Annotated in this window: 18 protein-coding genes; 12 read left to right on the top strand and 6 right to left on the bottom strand. The window is 73.1% G+C overall.

The window, feature by feature from the left end:
• Positions 1-312: 312 nt before the first annotated feature.
• Positions 313-1,974 (top strand): aa3-type cytochrome oxidase subunit I, encoded by a 1,662-nt coding sequence (ctaD, locus tag IE305_RS30230; RefSeq protein ID WP_444546179.1) that lies wholly within the window; start codon positions 313-315, stop codon positions 1,972-1,974.
• An 81-nt stretch (positions 1,975-2,055) separates the two neighbouring features.
• Here ctaD and IE305_RS30225 read toward each other — a convergent pair whose 3' ends face one another.
• Both IE305_RS30225 and IE305_RS30220 read right to left on the bottom strand, forming a co-directional pair.
• Positions 2,056-3,000, bottom strand: coding sequence for a MerR family transcriptional regulator (locus IE305_RS30225; RefSeq protein ID WP_190133010.1), 945 nt, complete (start codon positions 2,998-3,000; stop codon positions 2,056-2,058).
• Between the two features lie 56 nt (positions 3,001-3,056).
• Positions 3,057-3,926, bottom strand: coding sequence for an SDR family NAD(P)-dependent oxidoreductase (locus IE305_RS30220; protein ID WP_268255959.1), 870 nt, complete (start codon positions 3,924-3,926; stop codon positions 3,057-3,059).
• Positions 3,927-4,033: 107 nt separating this feature from the next.
• On the opposite strand from IE305_RS30220, the gene IE305_RS30215 reads away from it, so the two are divergent.
• On the top strand, positions 4,034-4,624 hold the full coding sequence (locus IE305_RS30215; protein WP_190133008.1) for a TetR/AcrR family transcriptional regulator: 591 nt from the start codon (positions 4,034-4,036) through the stop codon (positions 4,622-4,624).
• A gap of 140 nt (positions 4,625-4,764) precedes the next feature.
• On the opposite strand, the gene IE305_RS30210 is transcribed toward IE305_RS30215, so the two are convergent.
• A complete protein-coding gene (locus tag IE305_RS30210) occupies positions 4,765-6,993 on the bottom strand; it encodes an MMPL family transporter (RefSeq protein ID WP_190133007.1) in 2,229 nt (742 codons plus the stop codon).
• Between the two features lie 248 nt (positions 6,994-7,241).
• On the opposite strand from IE305_RS30210, the gene IE305_RS30205 reads away from it, so the two are divergent.
• From IE305_RS30205 to IE305_RS30180, 6 genes are all read left to right on the top strand, one after another.
• Entirely contained in the window at positions 7,242-8,510 is a 1,269-nt protein-coding gene (locus tag IE305_RS30205; RefSeq protein WP_190133006.1) for a sensor histidine kinase, read from the top strand.
• On the top strand, positions 8,510-9,235 hold the full coding sequence (locus tag IE305_RS30200) for a response regulator transcription factor (protein WP_268255960.1): 726 nt from the start codon (positions 8,510-8,512) through the stop codon (positions 9,233-9,235). The genes IE305_RS30205 and IE305_RS30200 overlap by 1 nt, the downstream gene beginning before the upstream one ends.
• A gap of 53 nt (positions 9,236-9,288) precedes the next feature.
• A complete protein-coding gene (locus IE305_RS30195) occupies positions 9,289-9,978 on the top strand; it encodes a flavin reductase family protein (protein WP_190133005.1) in 690 nt (229 codons plus the stop codon).
• Positions 9,975-10,778, top strand: a complete 804-nt coding sequence (locus IE305_RS30190; protein WP_190133004.1) for an alpha/beta fold hydrolase — start codon at positions 9,975-9,977, stop codon at positions 10,776-10,778. The genes IE305_RS30195 and IE305_RS30190 overlap by 4 nt, the downstream gene beginning before the upstream one ends.
• 109 nt (positions 10,779-10,887) lie before the next feature.
• Complete coding sequence (locus IE305_RS30185) at positions 10,888-12,591, top strand: amidohydrolase (protein ID WP_190133003.1); 1,704 nt, start codon at positions 10,888-10,890, stop codon at positions 12,589-12,591.
• 31 nt (positions 12,592-12,622) lie between these two features.
• Positions 12,623-13,411 carry a helix-turn-helix transcriptional regulator gene (locus IE305_RS30180; RefSeq protein WP_190133002.1) on the top strand — a complete coding sequence of 263 codons (789 nt, stop codon included), beginning with the start codon at positions 12,623-12,625 and terminating at the stop codon, positions 13,409-13,411.
• Here IE305_RS30180 and IE305_RS30175 read toward each other — a convergent pair.
• On the bottom strand, positions 13,388-14,473 hold the full coding sequence (locus tag IE305_RS30175) for a carbohydrate kinase family protein (RefSeq protein ID WP_190133001.1): 1,086 nt from the start codon (positions 14,471-14,473) through the stop codon (positions 13,388-13,390). The two genes, IE305_RS30180 and IE305_RS30175, sit on opposite strands and share 24 nt — an antisense overlap.
• Positions 14,466-15,524 carry a LacI family DNA-binding transcriptional regulator gene (locus IE305_RS30170; protein WP_190133000.1) on the bottom strand — a complete coding sequence of 353 codons (1,059 nt, stop codon included), beginning with the start codon at positions 15,522-15,524 and terminating at the stop codon, positions 14,466-14,468. The genes IE305_RS30175 and IE305_RS30170 overlap by 8 nt, the downstream gene beginning before the upstream one ends.
• 149 nt (positions 15,525-15,673) lie before the next feature.
• On the opposite strand from IE305_RS30170, the gene IE305_RS30165 reads away from it, so the two are divergent.
• The 3 genes from IE305_RS30165 to IE305_RS30155 all read left to right on the top strand — a co-directional run bounded on the left by IE305_RS30165 (position 15,674) and on the right by IE305_RS30155 (position 18,723).
• Positions 15,674-16,807, top strand: a complete 1,134-nt coding sequence (locus IE305_RS30165; protein ID WP_190132999.1) for a substrate-binding domain-containing protein — start codon at positions 15,674-15,676, stop codon at positions 16,805-16,807.
• Between the two features lie 102 nt (positions 16,808-16,909).
• Positions 16,910-17,944 carry an ABC transporter permease gene (locus tag IE305_RS30160; RefSeq protein WP_190132998.1) on the top strand — a complete coding sequence of 345 codons (1,035 nt, stop codon included), beginning with the start codon at positions 16,910-16,912 and terminating at the stop codon, positions 17,942-17,944.
• Positions 17,941-18,723: an ATP-binding cassette domain-containing protein gene (locus IE305_RS30155; RefSeq protein WP_190132997.1), complete on the top strand. Its 783-nt coding sequence runs from the start codon at positions 17,941-17,943 to the stop codon at positions 18,721-18,723. Before IE305_RS30160 ends, IE305_RS30155 begins: the two co-directional genes overlap by 4 nt.
• A 14-nt stretch (positions 18,724-18,737) precedes the next feature.
• Here the strand turns inward: IE305_RS30155 and IE305_RS30150 are convergent, their stop codons facing one another.
• Entirely contained in the window at positions 18,738-18,911 is a 174-nt protein-coding gene (locus IE305_RS30150; RefSeq protein ID WP_190132996.1) for a hypothetical protein, read from the bottom strand.
• Between IE305_RS30150 and IE305_RS30145 the strand changes: the two genes are divergently transcribed.
• Complete coding sequence (locus tag IE305_RS30145) at positions 18,910-26,844, top strand: type I polyketide synthase (protein WP_190132995.1); 7,935 nt, start codon at positions 18,910-18,912, stop codon at positions 26,842-26,844. The genes IE305_RS30150 and IE305_RS30145 overlap by 2 nt on opposite strands.
• Positions 26,845-26,866: the final 22 nt, after the last annotated feature.

Genomic DNA, 26,866 nt, shown 5'->3' with positions numbered 1-26,866 from the left:
CGCCCCCATCCCCCGGGCCGGCCTCGATGCCGGCCACCACCAGTATCCCCCTCGGCGATCAGGCCCGGCGGACGTCGGGGCACTCCACACGGCGCAGATGGGGGAAATTCGGCGCGCACCGACCGCACGCACGCCCCTGGTCGTCGCCGCCCGACGGCGCGGGCCGAGGGCCCGGAGGTCCCTGTTCCGGGGGCCGGGAGGGCCGGGAACGCGGGGCGCTCGGCCCTGTCCGCCGCCGGGGCGGCGTGCCGATCATGAGCCGGTCATTCCTTCCGTACGTTGGGGAGTTGGTGGTCCGTGGACGGCATCGGTGTGGGTGCGGACGAGAGAGCCGAGGAGCGGCACGCGCCGGCCGCCGGCGCGGATACCGCCCGGATGTCCCGTGGCTCGGTGGTGGACTGGCTGACCACCACCGATCACAAGAGGATCGGCACGCTCTACCTGGTGTCGGCGTTCGCGTTCTTCGTCATCGGCGGCCTGATGGCCCTGCTGATGCGCGCGGAACTGGCCCGGCCCGGGCTGCAGATCATGTCGAACGAGCAGTTCAACCAGGCGTTCACGATGCACGGCTCGGTGATGCTGCTGTTGTTCGCCATGCCGTTGTTCACGGGATTCGCCAACTGGCTGATGCCGCTGCAGATCGGCGCGCCGGACGTGGCGTTCCCGCGGCTGAACATGCTCGCCTTCTGGCTCTTCCTGTTCGGTTCGCTGATCGCCGCGGCCGGTTTCCTCACCCCGCAGGGGGCGGCGGACTTCGGCTGGTTCGCGTATGCGCCGCTGTCGGACGCCACGCACTCCCCCGGCGTCGGCGCCGACATGTGGATCATGGGTGTGGCGCTGTCCGGGTTCGGCAGCATCCTGGGCGCGGTCAACTTCATCACGACGATCATCTGCATGCGGGCGCCGGGCATGACGATGTTCCGCATGCCGATCTTCACGTGGAACGTGCTGCTGACCGCCGTGCTCATCCTCCTCGTCTTCCCGGTGCTCGCGGCGGCGCTGCTCGCCCTGGAAATGGACCGGAAGTTCGGCTCGCACGTCTTCGACGCGGCCAACGGCGGTGCGCTGCTCTGGCAGCACCTGTTCTGGTTCTTCGGCCACCCCGAGGTGTACGTGCTGGCACTGCCGTTCTTCGGCATCGTCTCGGAGGTGATCCCGGTCTTCTCCCGGAAGCCGATGTTCGGCTACTGGGGCCTGATCGCGGCCACGATCTCCATCGCGGGTCTGTCCGTGACGGTGTGGGCGCACCACATGTACGTCACCGGTGGCGTGCTGCTGCCGTTCTTCTCCTTCATGACCTTCCTCATCGCCGTTCCGACCGGCGTGAAGTTCTTCAACTGGATCGGCACCATGTGGAAGGGCTCGCTGTCCTTCGAAACCCCGATGCTGTGGGCCACCGGATTCCTCGTCACCTTCGTCTTCGGCGGCCTGACCGGGGTGATCCTCGCCGCACCGCCGCTGGACTTCCACGTCTCCGACTCGTACTTCGTGGTGGCGCATTTCCACTACACGCTCTTCGGCACGGTGGTCTACGCGATGTTCGCCGGCTTCCACTTCTGGTGGCCCAAGTTCACCGGCAGAATGCTCGACGAACGCCTCGGGAAAATCACCTTCTGGACACTCACCGTGGGATTCCACACCACGTTCCTCGTCCAGCACTGGCTCGGCGCGGAGGGCATGCCCCGCCGCTACTCCGACTATCTGGCGTCGGACGGCTTCACCGTCCTGAACACGGTTTCGACCATCGGCTCGTTCCTGCTGGGCCTGTCGATCCTGCCGTTCTTCTACAACGTCTGGAAGACCGCCAAGTACGGCAGGAAGGTCGAGACCGACGACCCGTGGGGCTACGGACGGTCGCTGGAGTGGGTGACGTCCTGTCCGCCGCCGCGCCACAACTTCCACGCCCTTCCCCGCATCCGTTCCGAATCCCCCGCCTTCGACCTGCACCGCCCGGACGTCGCGGCGACGCCCTGACCTGCCCCTGTCCGAACACCCCGGCGCGGGGGCCGGGCCGGGGAGCCGGGTCCTTGTCGGGCCCGACCCCCCGGTGGTGGGTCAGGCGGTGCGGGACGCCCGTACCGCCGCCGTCAGCCAGTCGACGGCGGGGCCCATGTCCGGGGCGGGCCAGCCGTTGATGACGGAGATGAGGCGCCAGTAGTGCTCATAGCGGGAGTCCCGGGCCGCGTCGAGGCGCTGCAGCAGCCATGCGCGGAACTCCGGCCCGTCCGTACGGCCGCTGAGTGCGGCGCACTCCCGGACCAGCTCGTCCACGACGGGCCGCGCGGCTTGCGACTCCGGCGTGATGCCGGCCGCGCGAGCGTCTGCGGTCCGGCGCCGGATCAGCTCCGCGAGCCGTTCGGCCTGGGCGGGCTCGGGGCGGTCGATCTCCTTCAGGGCCTCGATCTGGTCGATGGCGGCCTTGCGCATGCCGGCGCGGAAGTCGTCGTCCTGGACGAGCTCGGCCAGCTCGACCCAGGCGTCGATCTGGGCCTGCGTGGGGTCGTCCGGCAGCTCGGGCATCGCGCTGCGCAGGGTGGCGAGGAAGCCCGGGTCGACCTCCAGGCCCTCGAAGGCGCTGTCGATGAACGCGGTGACCAGGCGGCGGCGCTCCCGGTCGGACAGGGTGGCGAGCTTGTGCATGAGTTCCATCTCCTCCGGTGTGGAGCCGCGTCCGGCCACCGTGCGCAGGACGGCCCGGCGCAGCCGCAGGGTGCGGATCTGCGTCTCCAGGGCCTCGGCGTGCACCGCGGCGACCTCGGCGACGGTCACCTCGCGCTCCAGCACGCGCTGGATCGTGGCGAGGCCGACCCCGAGGTCACGCAGGGTACGGACGAGGCCGAGGCGTGCCAGGGCGTCCTGCCCGTAGAGGCGGTAGCCGGCGGGCGTACGGCCGGTCGGCGGCACCACACCCGCATCGGACCAGAACCGGATGGTCTTGACCGTCAGGCCGGTCGTCCGGGCCAGTTCGCCGATGGAGTACAGGGGGGTGTCGTCGTCCATGTCCGCCACCTTGGGGTCTCCCGTCGCTGGAGGGTCAACGCGAGCACAGCGTACGGTCAGCGCACCCAGGTGCCGGTGAGGTTCCGGACGGCCGAGCCGTCGAGGTCGGCGAGGCTGGTGGCGACGAAGTCGCGGGCCCACTGCGAGGTCTGGACGCGGAAGGGCGGGTGGGCGGCGGTCAGGGCGTCGACGACCGGGGCGGCCGCCTCGGCCGGGGTCTGGGCGTTGCCGAACGACTGCCGGGTGCGGGCGAGGTACGCCTCGAGCGCCGGTGCGTAGGGCCCGGCGGCGGCGAGCAGCGCCGGTACGTCCAGGCCGAGGTTGGCGACGAACTCGCTCGCCACCGCGCCCGGCTCGACCACGGTGATGTCGACGCCGACGGTGGCGGCGACCGGTGCGAGGGACTGCATGAAGCCCTCGACGGCGAACTTGGCCGCGCAGTACGCCTCGTTGAAGGGCTGACCGACGACGCCGCCGACGCTGGTGACGGTGACGACGCGGCCCTTGGACGCCCGCAGGTGGGGCAGGGCGGCCCGGGTCGCCGCCACCACGCCGAAGAAGTTGACCTCCATGGCGGCACGGACGTCGTCGACGCTGCTCTGCTCGATGGTGCCGACCTGGGCGGCGCCGGCGTTGTTGACCAGCGCGTCCAGGCGGCCGTGCTCGGCGACGACCTCGTCCAGGCAGGCGGCGATGCCGGCGGAGTCGGTCACGTCGAGGCGCTTGACCTGGATCCGGTCCGCGACACCCGCCGCGGCGGCGGCCTCGAGCAGGGCCGCGGCCTTTCCGGTGTCGCGCATGGTGGCGATGGTCGTCCAGCCCGCCCGGGCGGTGCCGATGGCGGCGGCCAGGCCGATGCCGGAGGAGGTGCCGGTGATCAGAACCGTCTTCGGGGAGGTCATGAGGGTCTTCCTTGCCTGGGGCACAACGGGGCGACACCCGTAACCGGGGAGTTCCCCGGTTATCCGCAACGGTAAGCGGGGAACTCCCCGGTTGTCCAGTTAGACTGGCCCACGACGACGGGAGAGCTGCCTTGACCACGAAGCCGGGCGCGCTGCGCGCCGATGCGCGCCGCAACCGCGAGCGCATCCTCGAAGCGGCCGTGCGCGCCTTCGCCGAGAAGGGCGCGGACGTCGCGATCGACACGATCGCCAAGGCCGCGGGGGTCGGCTCGGCCACGCTCTACCGCCACTTCCCCACCCGCGAGGCGCTGGTCGAGGCGGCCTACCGCAACGAGCTGGCCCGGGTCTGCGACAGCGCCACGACGCTGCTCGCCGGCCATACGCCGGACCGGGCGATCCGCCTGTGGATGGACGACTTCATCGACTACCTGGCCGCCAAGCAGGGCATGGCGGACGCGTTGCGGGCGGCGGTCGCGTCCGGCGCGGACCCCTTCGCCGAGACCCTCGACAAGCTCGGCACCGCACTCGGCACCCTTCTGCGCGCCGGCGCCGACGCCGGTCTCCTGCGCCCGGACACCGACCCCCTCGACGTCGGCTTCGCCCTCGCCGGCGTCGCCCTGATCACCAGCGCCCCCGACCAGCGCGACCGCGCCGGCCGTCTCCTCGACCTGCTCCTCGACGGCCTCCGGTACGGAGCGGACAGGCCACCGTCCGGCTCGTGAAGCGGCCTCGGGCGGCACCGGCCGGGGCGCCTGGGCTGCCAACCTGACGGCGGAAGGTCGTCAGGCCGTCCGGGCGACCAGCTGCTCGGCGAGTTTGCCGAGCGGCACCGGCGCAGCCGGTCGCAAGCAGCACGCCGCATCTATGACGGCGCCTTGACAGGCCACCTCTCCGTCCGGTGTCCGGCACCCTCGTGCGTGGGTGCCGGAGGCGTCGTCCGGTGGGTGCCGCGGCGGCGGAGGGGCCACCAGAAGCCTCTGCCCAGGAGGGCTGCCAGGGCCGGCACCAGGACGACCGACACGACGAGGGAGGAGAGCAGGACGCCGAAGGCGGTGACGGCGCCGATCTGCTGGGTGCTCGGCTCCGGGGTGACCGCGAGGGTCACGAAGGAGCCCGCGAGCACCACCCCGGCCGCCACCACGGCCGGGGCCGTGCGGCGCACCGCCTTGGCCACGCCGGCACGGGCGGGGAGGCCACCGTTCATTTCCTCGCGGATGCGGTCGCCGACGAGGATGTTGTAGTCCGTGCCCAGCGCGACCACGAACAGGAAGAGCACCAGCGGCAGCGTGAAGGAGACCCCGGGCCGCCCCAGCAGGTGCTGGAAGACGAGGGTTCCGCTGCCGAGGGTGGCCGCGAACCCCAGGCCGATGGCGCCCATGAGCAGCAGGGGCCCGGCGACGCTGCGGAGCAGGACGAGCAGGATCAGTGCGACCAGCGCCGCGGCGAGCGGGAGGATCCGGCGCATGTCCCGGTCCACGGCGGTGGAGACATCGGCGGCCACCGCGGCGGTGCCGGTGACGTGCGCCCGGGTGCCCGGCGGCGTGTGCCGTGCCACGGCCGTGCGCACGGGGCCGAGGACGAGGGCGCGGGCCTTGGCGGAGCCGGCGTCGGAGGTCAGGAAGAAGTCGATCCTGGCGGCGGAGCGGTCGTGGTTCAGCACCGGGGCGGCGACCTGGCCCACACCCGCCGTGCCGGTCAGGGCGGTGGTGAGTCCGGCCAGGCGGGCGGTGGTCAGCGGCTGCGCGGTGCCGGTCGCGGCGACGTACACGTTCTGCGGTTCTGCTGCGCCGAGGGGCAGGGAGCGGGCTATCTCGGCGGCCGTCGCTGCGGAAGCGGTGTGCGTCCGGCCTCCGCCCTGGCCGTAGTCCAGCCGCATGCCCAGTGTTCCTGCCGCCAGTGCGGCCAGGCACACCGCCGAGGCGGCCGCGAGGAGCGCCGGGCGTCGCGTCAGCCCGCTGGTCAGCCGGTCGAGCGCGGCCGACGGCCGGTCCTGCCGCCAGGTGCGCGAGGGCCAGAACATGCGGCGGCCGCAGACGGCCAGCAGGGCCGGCATGAGGGTGAGGCTGGCGGCGAGCATGACGAGGACCGACACGGCGATCGCCGGACCGAGCACCCGGAACTGGCCGAAGGCGGCCGTGCCCAGGGTGGCGAACGCGACGACGATGGTCAGCGCGGCGGAGGTGATGGCGGTGCCGACCCGGGACGCGGCGTCGGCGGCAGCGGTCCTGGCGTCCCGTTCCCGGCCGCGCAGTTGCTCCCGGAAGCGGAACAGCAGGAACAGGAAGTAGTCGATACCGATGCCCAGCAGGACGACCCCGATCACCGAGGGCGTCGACGGGTCCAGCCGGGTGCCCGTGAGCAGGGCCGTTCCGATCACCAGGCCGCCGGCGACCCCGCTGGCCAGCGACACCGCCACCAGCGGCAGCACCGCGGCGAGCACACTGCGGAACACCCAGCCGCTCAGCAGCATGATCAGGCACATCGCCACGGCTGCGGCCACGATGCCGGTGGTCTTCTGGGCGTCGGACGCGTCCACACGGTCGGCGATGCCACCGGTGAAGCCGGTGCGCATGCCGACGCCGGCGAACTCGGCCCGGGCGGCATCGCGGAAGCTCCGGTAGACGCCCCGCACACCGGGGTCGTCCGGACTGCCCGTCAGGGAAACGGTCAGGAGACGGAACTTCCCGTCCGGGGCCGTCTCACCTGGGGTGATACGAGGGGTCTGCGACCGGTCCTGTACGAGGAATGCGGGGACGCCGTCGCGTTCGGGCATGGTGACCCGGCGTCGCCCGAGTGCCGTGGCCGTCTCGGTGACGCGCTGCCGGTCCTGCGTGGTCAGCGCGGCGCCGTCCGTGCGCGCGACCAGCATCGTGAAGGTCTCGGAGTCGCCGCGCGCGGCGAACTTCTCCTTCGCGATGTTCCAGGCGCTCACCGAGTCGTAGCCGCGGGGCAGGAAGTCGGTGAACCGGGAATCGGTGACCCGGTGGACCAGCTCCTGGCTCGCGACGGTCAGCGTCAGGCCGAGCACGGTCCAGACGATGATGACTTTCCAGGCGTGACGGGTGCCGAACGCTGTCAGGGCGCGGATCACATGTCCTCCGAAGCACGTGTTTCATGCGGTGCCACCAGCCCATCACCCGTTGCGGTGCCGGGCATCGGCCGAGGGGACGGACCGGCGATGGCACCACAGGCCCAGGAGGGGCGGGACCGGGCCCGTGAGGGTGGGCCCCCAGGCCCAGTCACCGCCGGAATTGGCTCTCGACCAGGCGGTTCGGCAATGATCGGGCGCCGACGAGCCGCCGGAGGGCGGCCGACCGACGTGGAAAGGACGGTGCCTGGATGAGTGCCGCGCCTGCCGCCGCACCGGCGGCGGAGCCGGAGCTGAAGCCGGAGCCGGAGCAGACGGCGGGACTGAAGCCGGAGCCGGAGCAGACGCCGGAGCCGGAGCCGGCCTGGCCTTACGGCCTCTGGGCGTGGAGTCGCAGCGACAGTCTGGTCGCCGTGGGCGCGGGCGCCATGGACCTGCTCAGCTACCTCCTCGCCGGCCCGGACCAAGGCATGGCGACGACCGTCCCGGGTGCTCTGCTGCCGTTCCTCGCCGCCCTCCCGCTTTTGGCCCGGCGCCGCCGCCCGCTCCCGGTACTGGCCGCCGTCCTGTTGTGCGGCTGGGTGCCGGAGCTCGGTGCCCTCACTCCGGTCGGCCTGCACGCCGCCCTGTCAGTCGCGCTGTACTCGGTCGCCAGGGCGTCCCGGCCCGCCACGGTCGCGGTCGCCGCGCTGGTGACCACCGCAGTACAGGTGCTGCGGGCGTGGAGCACCGACCCGTGGCTGGCGGTGGCCGAAGCCGTCTCGGTGCTGGTGGTCGTCGCGTTCGGTGTCACGGTGCGCCAGTGGCAGCAGCAGGTGGAGGCCAACCGGAGACTCCAGGCCGACCGTGCCGTGGCCGAGGAACGCCGCCGGATCGCCCGGGAACTGCACGACATCGTGGCCCACCACATCACCACCATGTACCTGATGTCCGGTGGCGCCCGGGCGAACCTGCACAGCGACCCGGACGTCGCCTGGGACGCCCTCGTCGAACTGGAGAGCTCCGGCCGGATGGCCCTGCGGGAGATGAGGCAGCTGCTCGGCGTGCTGCGCGGCACGGACGAGCACCACGGAAACCCCGCGACGCCACAGCCGGGGGTGGCGGACCTGGACCGGCTGGCCGCCGATGCCGGCGCCGCCGGTCTCCCCACCGAGCTGTCGGTGCACGGCGTACCGCACGAGCTGCCGCCGGCCGTGGGCCTGACCGTCTACCGGATCGTGCAGGAGGCGCTCACCAACACCCGCCGGCACGCGGGGCCCACCGTGGCGCGGGTGCGGCTGGAGTACGGGGCCGGCGAGGTGTCGGTGGAGGTGTGCGACGACGGCCGGGGGGCGCCGGCCGGAGCACCCGGCTCCGGCGGATACGGTCTGCTGGGCATGCGGGAACGCGTGGCACTGCACGGCGGGACGCTGGAGACCGGCGCACGGCGTGAAGGCGGTTTCCGGGTGGCGGCACGCCTTCCGGTCCACCCCGAAGACGACGAGAACCGGCCGAAGAGGAAAGAGGGACAAGAGGCGTGATACCGGAGGAGTCCGCTCGGGCCGGGGACGAGGAAGGCCGCTCGGTGCGCGGCGCGGTCCGGGTGCTGATCGCGGACGACCAGCCGATGGTCCGCATGGGCCTGGCCCTCATCCTGCGTACCGCTGCGGGGATCGAGGTGGTCGGTGAGGCCGGCGACGGGGCCGCAGCAGTCCGCCTGGCCGGGGACCTCCGGCCGGACGTGGTCCTGATGGACATTCGCATGCCCGTCATGGACGGAGTGGAGGCCACCCGCCGGCTGGCCGCGGAGCAGCCCGGGTGCCGCGTGCTCGCCCTGAGCACCTTCGACATGGACGAGTACGTGGTCGACGCCCTGCGGGCCGGGGCCTGTGGCTTCCTGCCGAAGGACGTCACCGCCGAGCACCTGACCGCGGCGGTGCGCACCGTGGCCGAAGGGGAGGCGGTGGTCGCTCCGCGCCTGCTCACCCGGCTGATCGCCACGTTCGTCGGCGCCCCGCCCGCGGCCACCCCGCAACCGGCGCCCTCCGTTCTCCAGGACCTGACGCCCCGCGAAGTGGAGGTGCTGCGGCTCCTGGCCGGCGGCCTGGACAACACGGAGATCGCCCAGACCCTGCTCATCAGCGTCTCCACGGTGAAGAAGCACGTGGCGAACCTCTTCGCCAAACTGGAGGTCCGGGACCGCGCCCAGGCGGTGATCGCCGCCTACGAGTCCGGGCTCGTGCGGGCGCGCACCGCCGTGGTGTGACGGCAACGGTGCCGCCGGTGGCCGGAATTGAACCCTCCCTTACGCTTCTCCCCATGAAGATCGTTGAGCCCCGTGTGCGGCCCGGCTCCGACGCCGACCCCTGTGTCTCCATAGAGCCGAGCGTTCTGTACTTCGGCACCCCCGTCGTGCTCCTGTCCACCGAGAATGCGGACGGCACCGCCAACCTGGCGCCGATGTCGTCCGCTTGGGCGCTGGGCCATGTGGTCGTGCTCGGTCTGGGCGCGGACGGCCAGACCGCGCACAACCTTGCCGCCCGGCCCGAACTCGTGATCAACCTCCCGGCCCCCGGGCAGTGGCAGGCGGTGGAGCGTCTGGCCCCGCTCACCGGCCGCGACCCCGTCCCCCCGACCAAGCACGCCGGCTGCCGCTTCGAGAAGGACAAGTTCGGGGCGGCGGGGCTGAGCAGCCTCCCGTCCCATACGGTGCGGCCGCCCCGGGTCGACGGCTGCCCCCTCCAGCTGGAGGCGCGTGCCGAGCACATCCGGCCGGACGCCTCCGGGGAGTTCCTCATCGTCGAGGCCCACGTGACGAAGGTGCACGCCGACCCCAGGATCGTCGTCCCCGGCACCGATCACATCGACCCCGCAGCGTGGAGCCCGCTGATCTACAACTTCCGGCACTATTTCGGCCTCGGCCCCGAGCTCGGCCACTCCTACCGCTCCACCACGCCGCGCGAGCAGACGGCCGCGGCACCTGGCGTCGAAGAGGGCACGCCCGCATGACGGCGCTCCACGTCCACCGCTACGGTGCGGCCCGGGGGCCTGCACTGCTCGCGCTGCACGGCATCAGGGGGCACGGCGCCCGCTGGCGGCACGTCGCCGAGACGTCGCTGGGCGACTTCTCGGTCATCGCGCCGGACCTGCGCGGGCATGGACGCTCCACCCATGCCCCGCCGTGGAACACCGAGGCGCATGTGGCGGACATGCTCGCCGTCCTGGACGCCCATGGCCCCGACCGTGTGGATCTGCTGGGGCACTCGTACGGCGGGCTGATCGCACTGCGCCTGGCCCATGCCGCCCCCGAACGCGTCGGCCGCATGGTCCTGCTGGACCCCTCGACCGGCCTGCCCGCCGGGCAGATGCACGACCAGGCCCGCCGGACCATGAGCCCCGGCCTCTTCGCGAGCCCGCAGCAGGCGGAAGCGGAACGGAGGTCGGCCTGGCCGGCCGTCTCCCCCGCGGCCGTCGAAGAAGAGATCGCCGATCACCTCGTGCAACGCGACGACGGGCGGTGGCAGTGGCGCTTCGAGCCCGCGGCCGTGGTCACGGCGTGTTCCGAGATGGCGGGCCCACCCGTCACCCCGCCCGCCGGCGTGCCCACGCTCCTCGTGACCGCCCGGCGGTCGGGCTTCGTGTCCCCCGCATACGTCCAGGCGTGCCGGGCGACGCTGGGCGAGCAGCTCACCGTGGCGGAACTCGATGCGGGTCACATGCTGTACCTGGAAAACCCCGAGGAGACCGGCGAGCTGATCCGCCGCTTCCTCACCCGGTCCCCTTGCCGGGGCGGCAGCCCGACACCCTGAACGGGAACATCGGTGGAATGACCGATGTGCGGGGGCAGGGACCTGATTCATAGTCCTCGGGAGATCGATCGGGGTGGCCGTCGTGCACCCGTTCCCGAAAGGACTTTCCATGGACAGGTTTGCCGATCTGGTGTTTCTCGATGGGCGCGTGGTCACGGTCGATGCGGAGTTCTCCGTCGCCTCCGCGCTGGCCGTGACCGGTGGGATCATCACCGCCGTCGGCGGGCGGGACGACGTCGCGCCGCTCATCGGGCCCGGCACCCGCGTCGTCGACCTGCGCGGGGCGACCCTGCTTCCCGGCATCAACGATTCCCACCTGCACGGCTGCGCCTTCGGCATGGCGACGCCGCCGCTCTCCCTCGACCTCGGCCACCCCGCGGTGTCCTCCCTCGCGGACGTCGCCCGTGCGGTACGCGAGGCCACCGAGCGGACCCCGGACGGACAGTGGATCACGGGGCACGGCTGGGACACCGGCTACCTCGACGAGTGCCTCGGCGACCCGTCACGACTGCCCTCGCGGCACGACCTCGACGCCGTGAGCCCCCGCCACCCCGTCGTCCTGTACTCCTTCTCCGGGCATGCCACCTGGGTCAACTCCAAGGCACTCCAGCTCATAGGGATCGACCGGCACACCGTCGCGCCGCCCGGCGGGGCCATCGTCACGGACGCCGGCGGGGAGCCGACCGGGCTGCTCCACGAAGGGGCGCAGGCCCTCGTGCAGAACGCGCTGCCGCCGCTCAGCCGGCAGGAGCGGACCGATGCGGTACGGTCCACCCTCGCCACGCTCGCCCGGCTCGGCGTGACCAGCTACACCGAGCCCGGGCTCGGCCCCGGCGGCGACGGCATCATGCGGGGCGCACTCGGCACGGAGACCCTCGACGTCTACCGCCGGCTGCTGGCCGACGGCGAACTGACCGCCCGCGTCGGAGTCCTGCTCCTGCCGACCGGAATGGCGAGCACCGCCGAGGAGTTCGCCCGCGCCCTCACCGCCATCGGCGAGACCGGCGACACCGACCCGCGCCGCCTCGCCGTCCACGGCGTCAAGATCTTCGCCGACGGCATCGTCCCCAACAAGACGGCCTGGATGAACGAGCCCTACGTCGGCGGCGGCTGCGGTTCCCTGTGCGTCGGCGGCGAGACCGACGCCGAGCGGACCGCCGAGATCGCCGCCATGGTCCGGCACGCCCACACCGCCGGATACCAGCTCGGCGTCCACGTCACGGGCGACCGGGCCATCGACACCGTCGTCGACGCCTTCGCCGCGGCCATGGCCGAGCACCCGCGGCACGACGCCCGCCACTACGTCATCCACGGCGACTTCCTCACCGCCCGCAGCATGAAGGTACTGGCCGCGCACGGCTTCGGCGTCAACATGAACCCCACGATCAAATGGACCGTCGCCGACATGGAGGAGGACTTCGTCGGCGCCGAACGGGCCGCGTACGCCTGGCCCTACCGCGACGCCCTCGACGCCGGCGTGCGGGTCGCGAGCGGTTCCGACGCCCCCGTCACGTACCCGGACTGGCGCCAGGGGGTCGCCACCATGATGCTGCGCGAGTCGAAGGCCGGCGGCCGGGTCAGCGGCCCCGAGCAGCGCATCGGCCTGGCCGAGGCGATCCGCACGTACACGATCGACGCGGCCTGGCAGGACTTCGCCGACAGCTGGAAGGGCTCCCTGGAGCCCGGCAAGGTCGCCGACCTGTGCGTGCTCGACGGGGACCTGCTCGCCGCCGACCCCCACGACATACCGGGGATGCCCGTCGTCCTCACCGTCGTGGACGGGCGCGTCGTGCACGACGCCCTGGGAAATTGACGCACTCCCGGAACGTGATCATCCTGGGGTGATGGCAGCGGAGCAGAGCACGGTGGACATCCTGGACGCGGCTGTCCACGTCCGTGAGGCCGCCAGGAACGCCACGAGCGGCACGGCCGGCCACGACACCGTCCTGACGGCGCTGTCGCAGCTCATGGCGTACGACCACGCCTCCCTGACCCGGTGGGATCCGCTGCGCCGCCGCCACACCACCCTGGCCGGGAGCTACCCGGACGAGGTCACGGCCTACATCGAGACACGCCTCCACCAAGACCCGGTGTTCCCTCTGTTGCACAGCCCGGACCGGGGCGGCCTCTGGCTCGGGGACGTCCCCCGGCACCTCCTGGCGGCATCCCCCGGCTTCCAGGAGGTGCTGCGTCCCCTCGGTGTCCAGGGCGGGGTGGCCCAGTGCCTGTTCACCGCCGACGGCCGGTACGTCGGCATGCTCAACGTCAGCACCCGCCGGCCGCTGAGCACGCCCGACCCGGCACGTGCCGCCGTCACCCTGCTCAGCGAGGCCCTCGCCGCGGCCGTCGCCCCGGGCGGCCCGCCTCCGGACGCGGCCGCGCGGCGGCCGGGCGGACTCTCACCGCGGGAACTGGACGTGCTGTCCGAACTGACCACCGGCCGCACCAACAAAGAGATCGCCGAGCGGCTGCACATCACGCCGCGCACCGTGGGCACCCACATCGAGCACATCCTCGCCAAGCTGGACCTCCCGAACCGCGCGGCCGCCGCCGCCCGCGCCGTCGCCTGGGGCATCGACCGGCCGGTGCTCGAACCCGACGGCAGGGCGTCAGCCCCTGCCGGACCGCGCTGACGGCACGACCGGGTCTGCTGTGCCCCTTCGGCCGGTGTCGCCGGGGAAGGCCAGATGCGTCACGTCGAGGGGCGCCCGGGCGGGCAGGTGCGGGCGGGGCAGGGCGGTGGGCGGGTCGGCGCCCGGGCGCCCGCAGGTCAGCGCCGAGACGAGGACGGCATCGTCCACGGCGGTCCTCAGCACGGCCGGGTCCGCCGAGGCCAGCGACTGCGGGGTGTGCACACCGTGGCGGACCAGTGCGCCGAGCAGCCCCGCGGTGAACGCGTCCCCCGCACCGACGGTGTCCGCCACCGTCACCTTCCGCCCGGGACGGCTCAGGCTTCCCGCGCCGGCATGGAAGGCGTGGGCGCCGTCGGGGCCGTCGGTGATGACGACGAGGAGCGCCCCCAGTTCCAGCCAGTGGGCGGCGATCCGCTCGACCGGCGTGTCCGGGTGGAGCCACTCGACGTCCTCGCGGCTGGCCTTGACCAGGTGGGCCGTGCCGATGCTGCGTTCGACGGCCTGCCTGCCGCGCTCCGGGCTGCCCAGAAGGGCCGGCCGGACGTTGGGGTCGTAGCTGATCAGCGCCGTGCCCCCGGCGTGCAGGCGCTGGACGGCGGAGTGGATGTGCCCGGCCGCCGGAGACGTCCAGGAGGCGATCGAGCCGAAGTGCAGCAGGGCGGTGTCCCGCGGTACGAGGGCCGTCTCCGCCCCGGTCCACTGCCCGTCCGCGGTGCCGTCCAGGTAGAAGTCGTAACTCGCCCGGCCTTCCGCGTCCGTGGAGACGACGGCGAGGGTGGTGGGCTCCGTGGCTGCCGGTGCGTACGTCAGGTCGATGCCCTCGGCGGCGGCGTGCGAGCGCAGCATCCGGCCGAAGGTGTTGTCGGCCAGCCGTGCCATGAGTGCGGTGCGGTGTCCGAGCCGGGCCAGGCCGACGGCGACGTTGAACGGGCTGCCGCCGGGCCTGGCACGGTAGTCACCGGGCGCGTCGAGCTGGACCAGGTCGACGAGTGCTTCACCGATCACGGTGACCAACGGGAGCGGTGGCGGGAGCTGTGCAGCGGCTCGTACGGTGTCAGTCATTGCCGGGCCCCTTCGCCGGAATCTCACCGGATCCCCGCTCGATCAGCCGGGTCGGCACGGTGACGGTGCGGGTGGGCGACTCGTCGCCGTCCAGCCTGCGGAAGAGCATCTCGGCGGCTGTCCTGCCCACTTGTACGACGTCCTGGGCGATGACGGAGACGCCCGGGCTGAGGAGGTCGGCCAGGGGGAAGTCGTCGAAGCCGACATGGGCGACGGTGTGCTGCAGGCCCATGGCGTGCAGCGCGCGGACGGCGCCTATGGTCACGAAGTTCTGGCTGGTGAACAGCGCCGTCGGCGGATCGGGCAACGACAGCACCTGCTCGGTCGCGGCGACGGCCGCGTCCTCGCCGGACCCGGCGTGGCGCACGATCTCGTCGTCGTAGGCGATGTGCGCCACTTCCAGGGCGTGCCGGTAGCCGTCGAAGCGCTGGGCGGCGGTGGGGATGGCGGTGCGGTCGCCGAGGTAGGCGATACGGCGGTGACCGGCCTTCAGCAGGTGGTTCACAGCGGCGATGGCGCCCTGCCGGTTCTCGGAGACGACGGCGTCCGCGTCGAGCAGGCCGGCCTCGCGGTCGACGAAGACCATGCGGGTGCCGGTGTTCTGCTCGGCGATGAGGTAGCTCTGGTCGCGGCCGGCCGGGACGATCACGAGGCCGTCGACCCGACGGTCGACGAGCGCACGGGCCAGTTCCCGTTCGCGGGCCGGGTCCTCGTCGAGGCTGCCCACCAGCACGAGCACTCCGCGTTCCCGGGCCACGTTCTCCACCGTGCGGGTCAGGGTGGCGGAGAAGGGGTTGGCCGCGTCCTCGACGAGCATGCCGATGGTGGCGGTGCGGCCGTCGCCGCGGCGCAGGCTGCTGGCCGTGAGGTTGGGACGGTAACCGAGTTGGTCGGCGGCCTCGCGGACCCTGGCGACGATCGCCGGATCCACGGTGGGCACGTCGTTGAACACGCGCGAGACGGTCTTGATGGCCACTCCGGCCAGCGCCGCGACCTCACGCATGGTGGGGCGGCTGCGGGCCGGCCGGGGCGGGGCCTCCCCCTGAGTCATCGTTGTCTCCCACTCGTCGTGCGTCACCCGCTCGTTGCCTGCGCATGTCTATCAGCGTCTTGACGAGGCCGTCCAGACGGGCCCAGTATCTCGCCCAGTCAACGTTGTCTCAGCGTCGGCCACGGGACGGCTCCGAAAGGAATCACGCCATGAACGTCTCCGTCTCCACCAGCCGGATGCCGGGCCACCGCGGCCGCCGTACCCGGGCGGCCGCGATCGGCGTCACCGTCTGCCTCGCCGCCACACTCGTGGCCTGCGGTCCCGCGAACGGCAGTTCCTCTTCGTCCGGGCCGGGCGGCAGCGGCACGGTGGGTGTCTCGCTGATCCTGAAGACGCTCACCAACCCGTACTTCGTGAGCATGGAGAAGGCCGCCAGGGCCCAGGCGGCCAAGGACGACGTGCGTCTCACGGTGGCGGCGGGCAACAACGACGGCGACACCCTGACCCAGATCACGGCCATCGAGAACGCCATATCGCGTGGCGACCGCGGCATCCTCATCACCACCAACGGCGACGCCGTGAACGCCGCCCTCAAACGGGCACGACAGGCCGGCCTGTTCGTGATCGCCCTGGACACGGCGACCAACCCGCCGGGCATCGCGGACCTCACCTACGCCACCGACAACGAGCAGGCGGGCAGGCTCGCCGGCCAGTACGCGGCGGCCGCCCTGGACGGCAGGCCGGCGGTCGTCGCCATGCTCGATCTGTTCGACAACCAGGTCGTCTCCGTGGACATCGCCCGTGACCACGGCTTCCTGAAAGGCATGGGCATCGATCCCGGCAGCAGCACCGAGAACGGCAAGGAAGCCAGGACCGGCACGTACACCGGCGGCAAGGGCGGCACCTACACGATCGCCTGTCACCAGGCCACCCAGGGAGCCGTCGACGGCGGCCGCACCGCGATGGAGAACTGTCTGTCGGCCAACCCCGGCATCAACGTCGTCTACGCGATCAACGAGCGCGCGGGCGAGGGCGCGTACAAGGCGCTCAAGGCGGCCGGCAAGGAGAAGAACGCTGCGATCCACACGATCGACGGCAGCTGCGCCGGTCTGAGGAACGTCGCCGGCGGCACGTTCGCCACCGACGCGGTGCAGTACCCGGGCAGGATGGCGGCGCTCGGCGTCAGCTCCGTCGCGCAACTGGGCCGCGGTGGCGCCAGGCCCGGCGCGGCCGGCGGCAAGACCTTCCACGACACCGGCACCGCCCTCGCCGCCGCACGGCCCGTCGGTGGCCTCACCGTGCAGTCGCCGTCGCAGGCCGCCTCCGCCTGCTGGGGCGGCTGACACCCCGGCCGGGCGTGCCCGCCCCCGAACGGGCGGGCACCCTCCACCACACGGGCCATGGGCCCATGAGCCCGTACCAGGGAAGACACCGGAAGGAGCCCTGTGACCACTCACGTGGAATCTCAAGCCGCACCGGCACCGGCGGAGGAGTTCCTCAACCGGCCCGCCACCCCCGCCCAGCGCATCCATGCGGTACTGCACCGTCAGCCGGCGCTCAGCCCGGCCATCGTCCTGGTGCTCGCCGCGGTGATGTTCTCCCTGGTGAACGAACGCTTCTACGCGTTGCAGAACCTTTCGCTGGTCGCCCAGCAAGTGGCCGTCGTCGGTGCGCTCGCCGTCGGGCAGACCGTCATCATCCTCACCGCCGGCATCGACCTGTCGATCGGTGCCGTCATGGTCCTCGCCTCGCTGCTGATGGCGAAGCTGGTCGCGGACCACCACTGGCCCGGCTGGCTCGCCCTCCTGGCCGGCGCGGCCGTCGCGACAGCGGCCCAGGCCGTCAACGGACTGCTGGTGACCAGGGTCAGGCTTCCCCCCTTCATCGTCACGCTCGGCACCCTCAGCATCTTCACCGCGCTCAGCCTCATCTACGCCAGGGGCCGGACCGTCTCCCTCCAGCCGGGCACCTTCCTCACGTGGAGCGGCGAGACCGTCTCCCTCGGCCAACTGCACCTGACCTACGGCGTCCTCCTCGTGATCGCCCTCTATGCGGTGGTCGGTTACGCCCTGCGCCACACCGCCTGGGGACGTCACCTCTACGCGGTCGGCGACGACGCCGAAGCCGCCCGCCTGGCCGGCATCTCCGTCAACCGGGTCCTGCTCAGCGCCTACGTGGTGGCCGGCCTCACCGTTGCCGTCGCGGCCTGGATCCTCATCGGCCGGGTCGGCGGCGGCGACCCCAACAGCGGTCTCAACGCCAACCTGCAGTCCATCACGGCCGTCGTCATCGGCGGCACCAGCCTGTTCGGCGGCCGCGGCGTCGTCATCGGCTCGCTGATCGGCGCGCTGATCGTCCAGGTCTTCGTCAACGGCCTCGCCCTGGCCGGCATGGACCCGAACTACCAAGTCCTCGCAGTCGGCATCCTCGTGATCGCGGCTGTCTCCGTCGACCAGTGGATCCGGAGTGTGAAGTCGTGACGACCGCCACCGCCCCCGTTCTCCAGGCCAAGGGCCTGGTCAAGGTCTTCGGCAGGGTCGTCGGCCTGAACGACGTCGACCTCACCCTGTACCCCGGCGAGGTCCTCGCCGTCATCGGGGACAACGGCGCCGGCAAGTCCACCCTGATCAAGTGTCTGTCCGGCGCCCTCGTGCCCGACCGGGGCAGCCTCTTCGTCGACGGGAAGGAGGTCCGTTTCAAGCGGCCCCGGGACGCCCGCGACGCCGGCATCGAAACGGTCCACCAGACCCTCGCCGTCGCCCCCGCCCTGGACATCGCCGCCAACCTGTTCCTCGCCCGCGAGATCCGCCGCAAGGGCATTCTCGGCTCGGTGTTCCGCATGCTCGACACCCGTGAGATGAAGAAGCAGGCCGCCGATCACCTCGAGCGGCTCGGCATCGGCACGCTGCAGAACATCGACCAGGCGGTCGAGACCCTCTCCGGCGGCCAGCGCCAGTCCGTGGCCGTCGCCCGCACCGCGGCCTTCGGCGGCCGGGTGGTGATCCTCGACGAACCCACCGCCGCCCTCGGCGTCCGCGAGACGGGCCAGGTCCTCCAGCTCGTCCGCGACCTGCGCGACCAGGGCCTCGGTGTCATCCTCATCAGCCACAACATGCCCAACGTCTTCGAGGTCGCCGACCGCATCCACATTCAGCGGCTCGGCGGCTGCGCGGGCGTCATCACCCCGCAGTCGCACTCGATGGAGGACGCGGTGGCCATCATGACGGGCGCGAAGAAGCTCTCCCCCGAGGTGAGCTGAAGGGCGCGGAAGGTTCACGCCGCGATCTTCGCATCCCGGTCCGGAGCACTGCGGCGGGTCTGTCGGTGACAGGCCGCCCCTGGTTTCATGGAGCGGACCACCGGGTCGCGGGCCACCGGGTCGACGCCGGTCAGGCACCGCGCCATGTCCGCCCGGACCGTCGTCACCTCGCCGGAGGCGCCGCACATGACAGACGTCCGAGGCGAATTGATCCGGGCGCTGCCGGGTGTGCTGGAAGCGCATGCGGCGCGAGCGGGAGGGAAAACCGCCTTCCGTGACGCCCGGCGGGGCGTCACGTACCGGGAGTTGGAGGTGCGGACCCGCCGGCTGGCGGGGCACCTGGTGCGGCTGGGGGTACGGAGGGGCGACCGGGTGGCGCTCCTCCTGGGCAACCGGGTGGAGATGGTGGAGGGTTTCCTCGCGGTGCTGCGGGCGGGAGCAGTCGGGGTTCCGCTCGATCCCGGGGCTGCCGAAGCGGAGCTCGCGTACTTCCTCGCGGACAGCGGAGCGGTGGCGGTGGTCACCGAGGAGACGCTGCTGCCCCGGGTCCCGCGATCGGTGGCCGTACGGATCCTCGTGGGGGGATCGAACGTCGCGCCGGAGGGAGCAGCTACCGGTACCCACTCCTTCGAGCAGCTCGCCGGGGCGGATCCGGGGTGCGCGCCGCGCGACGACCTCGGCCTCGACGAGCCGGCCTGGATCCTCTACACCTCGGGGACCACGGGGCGGAGCAAGGGCGTGGTCTCCAGCCAGCGCACCGCGCTGTGGTCCGTGGCGGCCGCCTACGTGCCGTTATGGGGCCTGGGTCCGGAGGACCGGCTGCTGTGGCCGCTGCCCATGTTCCACGCCTACGCGCACTCGTTGTGCTTGCTGGGAGTGGTGGCCGTGGGCGCGAGCGCGTACCTCCTCGACCGGGGCGCGAGCGTCGCCGAGGCGCTCGCCGAACAGCGGTGCACCATCGTGGCCAGCGTACCCGCCACGTACCGCCTGCTCACGAGCGCGCTCGGCGAAGCCTCCCCCCTGCCGCCGGCCGGCCTGCGGCTGTGCGTCACCGCAGGCGCGCCGTGTCCCCCTGAACTGCGGGCCGACGTCGAGGAGCTGCTGGGCGTCCCGCTGCTCGACGGTTACGGCAGTACCGAGACCTGCGGGAAGATCGCGGTCGAGCGGCTCGGCGGTTCCGGGGACGGCGGCTTGCCGGTGCCCGGCGTCGAGGTGCGGCTGACCGACCCCGCCAGTGGTGACGACGTCGCCGACGGCGAGGAAGGGGAGATCCGGGTCCGCGGCCCGAACCTGATGCTCGGGTACCACGGCCGCCCGGACGAGACGGCGCGCGCGGTGCAGGACGGCTGGTACCGCACCGGAGACCTCGGTCGCCGCGAACGGCGCGGCGGTCTGCGCGTCACCGGCCGCGTCAAGGAACTGATCCTCCGGGGTGGCGAGAACATCAACCCGGTCGAGGTCGAGCACGTGCTGCTCGACTGCCCCGGTGTCGTGGACGCGGCCGTCATCGGCAGGCCGCACGACGTGCTGGGCGAGGTGCCGGTCACCTTCGTCGTCGCCGAACCGGAGCACGGCATCGACACCGACCGCTTACGTGCCCGGTGCCGGGAGCGGCTGTCGGACTTCAAGGTGCCCGACGAGGTGTACGAGACCGACGCCGTGCCCCGTACTCCCTCCGGCAAGACCGACCGCCCCGCGCTGGCCCGGCAGCTGGCCGAGCGGCAAGGGCCGGCGCGCGAGGCGACGGCCTCCGCCCTGCGTCGGCGCCTGTCGGCGCTGTCCCCGTCCGGGCGGTACGACGCCGTGCTGCGTCTCGTCCTGGCCGCGACGGCGCACGCGAGCGGCGTGCCGGAACAGGAGCTGGAGCCGGGCCGGCCCTTCACCGCCTTCGGGGTCACGTCCCTCGGGGGCGTACTGCTGCGTGACCGGCTGGGCGCGGCCACCGGCCTGAAGCTGCCCGCGACGTTGGTGTTCGACCACCCGACGCCCGCCGCCGCGGCGGCGTTCCTGGCGACGGCACTGCTCGGTGGCCCGGCCCCGGACGGCGGCGAGGCGCGTGCGCCGGCGGCGGAGCCGGTGGCCGTCGTCGCCATGGCCTGCCGCTACCCGGGCGGCGTGGCCTCGCCCGAGGACTTGTGGCAGCTGGTCGCGGACGGGATCGACGCGACGTCGGAAGTGCCGGACGACCGTGGCTGGGACCTGCCGGGTTTTCACGACCCGGATCCCGACCGGCTCGGCACCTCCGTCACCCGTCGCGGCGGATTCCTGCGCGGGGCCGCCGGCTTCGACGCGGCCTTCTTCGGCATGTCCCCACGGGAGGCGCTGGCCACCGATCCGCAGCAGCGGCTGCTGCTGGAGACCACCTGGGAGGTGTGCGAGCGGGCCGGCATCGACCCGGCGTCCCTGCGCGGCACCCGCACCGGCGTCTTCGTCGGCGTGATGCACGACGACTACGCCGGCCGTCTCCTGCACCGCGGCCCGCACGAGCTGGAGGCGCACCTGGCGCTGGGCTCGGCGGGCAGCGTGGCCTCGGGCCGTATCGCCTACGCCCTGGACCTGCACGGGCCCGCCGTGACCGTGGACACGGCGTGCTCGTCGTCGCTGGTGGCGGTGCACTCGGCGGCGCAGGCGCTGCGGTCCGGAGAGTGCTCGCTGGCCGTGGCCGGGGGCGTCACCGTGATGGCCACTCCTGCGTCGTTCGTCGCGTTCAGCAGGTTGCGCGGCCTGGCGCCGGACGGCCGGTGCAAACCGTTCTCGGCCGCGGCCGACGGCACCGCCTGGGCCGAGGGGGTGGGCGTGGTCCTGCTGGAGCGGCTGTCCGACGCCCGGCGCAACGGCCATCCGGTGCTGGCCGTGCTCCGCGGGTCGGCGGTCGCTTCCGACGGCGCCTCCAACGGCCTGACCGCGCCGAGCGGCCCGGCCCAGCAGGAGGTGATCCGGCAGGCGCTGGCCGCCGCCGGGCTGTCCCCGGCGGACATCGACGTGGTGGAGACGCACGGCACGGGCACCGCCCTCGGCGACCCCGTGGAGGCGCGGGCACTGCAGGCCGCGTACGGGCCGGGGCGGCCCGGCGACCGGCCGCTGTGGCTCGGGGCGCTCAAGTCCAACATCGGGCACACCCAGGCCGCGGCCGGTGTCGGAGGGGTCATCAAGACCGTCATGGCGATGCGCCACGGACGGCTGCCGCGCCTGCTGCACTGCGAGGAGCCGTCACCGCACGTGGACTGGGCGTCGGGCCCCGTACGGCTGCTGCTGCGGGAGGAGGAGTGGCGGCCGGCGCCGGGCAGCCCGCGCCGGGCAGGGGTGTCGGCGTTCGGCATCGGCGGGACGAACGCCCACGTCATCCTGGAGGAGGCCGACGAAGAGACCGCTCGGCGCACTTCTTCGGCGAGACCTTGGAAGGCCCTGCCACCTCTGCTGCTGTCGGCCGCGGATCCGCAGGCCCTGCGCGCGCAGGCCGGGCAGCTGGCCTCCCTGCTGCGGGAGCACCCCGGGCTGTGCCCTCTGGATGTCGCTTTCTCGCTGGCCACGACCCGGGCGGCGCTCGCGCACCGGGTGGCCGTGCCCGCCGGGGACCGCGAGACGCTGCTGACCGCGCTGGACAGGTGGGCGGCGACCGGTGCCGGGCCCGGCAGCGCCGGGACGGGGCGGGGCACGCCCGCCGGCCGACCGGCCCTGCTGTTCTCCGGGCAGGGCGCGCAGCGGCCCGGCATGGGCCGGGAACTGCACGCCGCCTTCCCCGCCTTCGCCACCGCCTTCGATGCCCTGTGCGAACGGTTCGACGGCACCGGCGGCCTGGAACGGCCCCTGCGGTCCGTGCTGTGGGCGGACGAGAACACCATCGGCGACGCGGCTCTTCTGGACTGCACGGACTTTGCGCAGGCGGGGCTGTTCGTCTTCGAAGTGGCGCTGTTCCGGCTGCTGGAGTCCTGGGGTGTTCGGCCGTACGCCGTCGCCGGCCACTCCGTGGGCGAGCTGGCGGCGGCTCACGTCGCGGGTGTCCTGCCGGAGCCCGATGCGGTGGAGCTGGCCGCTGCCCGGGGCCGGCTGATGCGTCATCTGCCCGGCAGCGGCGCCATGGTGGCCCTGGAGGCCACCGAGGACGAGGTGGCGGAAGAACTGGCGGGGCGGGCGCACCGGGTGGCGATCGCGGCGGTGAACGGTCCGCGGTCGGTGGTCGTCTCCGGGGAGGAGGAGGCCGTGCAGGCCGTCGCGACCCGGTTCGCCGGGCGCGGACGCCGCACCGCGCGGCTGCGCGCCGGACATGCCTTCCACTCACCGCTGGTGGAACCGATGCTCGCCGAGTTCGGCCGCGTCGCGTCGGGAATGACGTACGGGAGGCCACGCATCCCGGTGATCTCGACCGTGACGGGGCGCCGGGCGGACGGGGACGATCTGCGCTCGGCGGCGTACTGGGTGCGCCACGCCCGTGAAACCGTACGGTTCGGCGACGCGGTGCACCATCTCGTACGCGACGAGCAGGTGACCGCCTGCGTGGAGGTGGGCCCCGACGCACAGCTCACCGCGGCTGCCATGGGCGGCGCCGCCGGGGAGCACGAAGGGCTGGTGTGCACGGCCACCGCACGGGCCGGCGTGCCGGAGGGGGAGGCGGTGCTGGCCGCGCTCGGCGAACTGCACGTGCACGGCCTGCCGGTGGACTGGGCCCGGGTGTACGCGGGCAGCGGCGCCCGGCGGGTGGATCTGCCCACGTACCCCTTCCAGCGGCAGCGCTACTGGCTGGAGGACGACACGGCTTCCACCGCCCCCACGCCGGCCGGCGGCGAGCATCCTCTGCTGACCGGGACGACCACCGTTCCTGGCACGGAACACCTGCTGTGCACCGGCCACCTCTCCGTCGCGGCCCAGCCCTGGCTGCGCGACCACGTTGTCGCCGGGCAGGTGCTCGTACCCGCCGCCGCCTTCGCCGAGATGCTGGTCCACGCGGGCGACCTGTGCGAGCTGGACGTCGTCGAGGACCTCGTGCTGACGGCCCCGCTGCCCTTGGCAGGATCGGGGGAAGGGATGCAGATACAGGTGGCGCTCGGCGAACCGGACGCCTCCGGCCGCCGTACCGCCGACGTCCACTCCCGCCCACAGGAGTCGGGCCCGCTCGGCGCCTGGACGCACCACGCGACCGGGCGGCTCGGCCCGGCCACCGGCCAGGGCGCGCACGAACCCGGTGCCTCCGCGTGGCCGCCCCCGGGTGCCGTGCCCGTGGACCTCACGGACGCCTACGACGGCCTGGCCGGCGCCGGTTACGCGTACGGCCCGGCCTTCCGTGGCGTCACGGCCGTCTGGCGGGGACCGGACGGAGAGGTGTTCGCCGAGGTCCGGCTGCCTGCGGCGATGCACGCCGATGCCGGCCGGTACGGCCTGCACCCCGCCCTGCTGGACGCCGCCCTCCACGCGTCGCTGCTCGCCGCGCCGGCCGCCGGGCCCGCCCGGATGCCTTTCGCCTGGCGCGGCCTGAGCGTGTACGCGGTCGGTGCCACGGCACTACGCGTGCGCATACGCGCCACCGGCACCGGCACGGTCTCCGTGGCCCTCGCCGACCCCGCGGGGAGGCCGGTGGCCGAGGTGGAGTCCCTGACCATGCGGCCGGTACCGGCACCCACCGACGCCGCGGCCAGGGGGCTGTACAGCCTGCGATGGGCCGCCGTTCCGGCCGGCGGCGACGGGCCACCCCTGTCCGTGGCGGAACCCGACGACCTCGGCCTGTGCTCCGTGCTCCCCGCCCCGCCGGCCGGACGGCGCGACGCCCCCGAGGTGGTGACGGTCTCCCTGTCCGCCCGCTCCACGGGATCGGACCCGGTCGCGGACACCCATGCCCTGACCGCACGTGCCCTGGCCGTGCTCCGATCCCGCCTGTCCGCCCCGGCCGCGCCCGGGTCTCAGCTCGTCGTGGCGACCCGTGGCGCCACCTCCGCGGTGCCGGACCTGCCGGCCGCGGCGGTGTGGGGCCTGGCGCGTTCCGCGCAGGCGGAGCATCCCGGGCGCCTCACGCTCGTGGACACCGACGGCCGGCCCGAGTCCCTGCGCCTGCTGGCCGCTGCCGTCGCCACCGGCGAACCTCAGCTCTCCCTCGTGGAAGGAGCGGTACGCGTCCCCCGGCTCGTCGGCTCGAACCCCCGGCCGGGCAGTTTTCCGGCAGAGGGCACCGTCCTGGTGACGGGCGGCACCGGAGCCCTCGGCGGTCTGCTGGCCCGGCATCTCGTCGCCCGGCACCACGTCCGCCGTCTCGTCCTCGTCAGCCGGCAGGGCATGCGGTCGCCGGCCGCGCGGCGGCTGCGGGCGGAGCTGGAGGAGTCCGGCGCCCGCGTGGACGTGATCGCGTGCGATGCCGCCGACCGCCCTCGGCTGGCCGCCGTCGTCACCACGTACGCGCACGAGCTGAGCGCCGTCGTGCACGCCGCCGGGGTCCTGGACGACAGCGTGCTGGAGTCCCTGACACCCGGGCGGCTCGCGGCAGTGCTGCGGCCGAAGGCCGACGCCGCCTGGAACCTCCACGAGCTGACGAAGGACCTGCCCCTGTCGCACTTCGTCCTGTTCTCCTCGGCGGCCGGCCTGCTGGGCACCGCCGGGCAGGCCAACTACGCCGCCGCGAACGCCTTCCTCGATGCGCTCGCGCACCACCGCGCCGCTCTCGGCCTGCCGGCGCTCTCCCTCGCCTGGGGCCCGTGGGCGGGCGGGGAAGGAATGGCGGCGCGCATCACCGACCGCGGCCAGGCCCTGGGCGGCGTGCTGCGGGCCGTCTCCCCCGCACAGGGCCTGGCGATGTTCGACTCAGCGCTGGGCAGCGGCGAACCGGTGCTCGCCCCGCTGCTGCTGGACCGTACCCGGCGGGCGGGGACCACCGGGCGGCCGGTGCCGCCGCCCCTGCGCGGGCTGCTGCGCACGGCCCGTCCGACTGCCGGGACCGTGGCCGGGGCGGGTGACGATCCTGGACGCGCGGCCGGCTCCTGGCGGGAACGGCTCGCCGCGCTGCCCGGGCCCGACCGGGCAGCAGCCCTGCTGGAACTCGTCCGCGAGGAAGTCGCCACGGTGCTCGGCCACGCCGACGCGGACGCCGTGGCCCCCGGCCGCCCCTTCACCGAGCTGGGCTTCGACTCCCTGACAGGGGTGCAGCTGCGCAACCGTCTGAGTACGGCCACCGGTCTGCCGTTGCCCGCCACCGTCGTGTTCGAGTGGCCGAGCGCCGCGGAACTTGCCGGTTATCTGCACCGGGAGTTGAGCGGCGCCCTGCTGGAAGAGCCCGCCACCTCACGGGCGACGACGCGGCCGCCGCAGACCCTCGCCTCCCTCTACCGGCGCGTGTGCGAGACGGGCGACGTCGTCTCGGCCATGCACATGCTGGTGACCGCCTCACTCGCCGTGCCCGCCTTCGAACGCGCCGACAGCGCCCGGCACGAGCTGCCACCCCTCAAGCTCGCCGAAGGCCCCGCCGGTCCCGCGCTCGTATGCTTCCCCGGCTTCTCCCCCGCCCTCGGCCGCCCCTGGCACGCCACGCTGGCCGCCTCCTTCGCCGGCGAGCAGGACGTCCTCGAGATCCAGCACCCCGGCGTCGTCCACGGCGACTCCGTTCCCCGCGACTGGGAGACCCTCGTCGACCTGCACGCCGACACCGTGCGCAAGTACCTCGGCAACCGCCCGTACGCCGTCCTCGGCTCCTCGATGGGCGGCTGCCCGGCGCACTCGGTGGCCGCACGCCTCGCGGCGACGGGCACACCACCGGTCGGCTTGGTCCTCATCGACACCTACCACGTCACCCCGGGCCTCGAACACGAGCCGTGGCTACTCGCCCTGCCCGCCCGTCTCCCCTTGCAGATGGGCGAGCGCTTCGACGCGGCCGTGGACGACACGTCGATGGCCGCCCTCGGCGCCTACACCCGCATCGCCCGCGGCTGGCAGCCGGAACCCACGGATGTCCCCACCCTCCTGCTCCGCGCCACCGAGCCACTGCGACCCCCGTCCCCCGGCAGACCCCAGCGCGCATCCTGGCCGATGCCGCACACCGTCGTCGACGTCCCCGGCAACCACTGGAGCATCACCGAGGAACACGCCCACACCACTGCGCAGGCCATGAGGACATGGCTCGGCACGCCCACCCGCGACCGGTCGTGAAGCGGCCGCCTAGGCGTGTTGT

The organism is Streptomyces mashuensis, from assembly GCF_014654785.1.
GTDB lineage: Bacteria > Actinomycetota > Actinomycetes > Streptomycetales > Streptomycetaceae > Streptomyces > Streptomyces mashuensis.
This window is presented reverse-complemented; position numbering and strand designations above follow the sequence as displayed.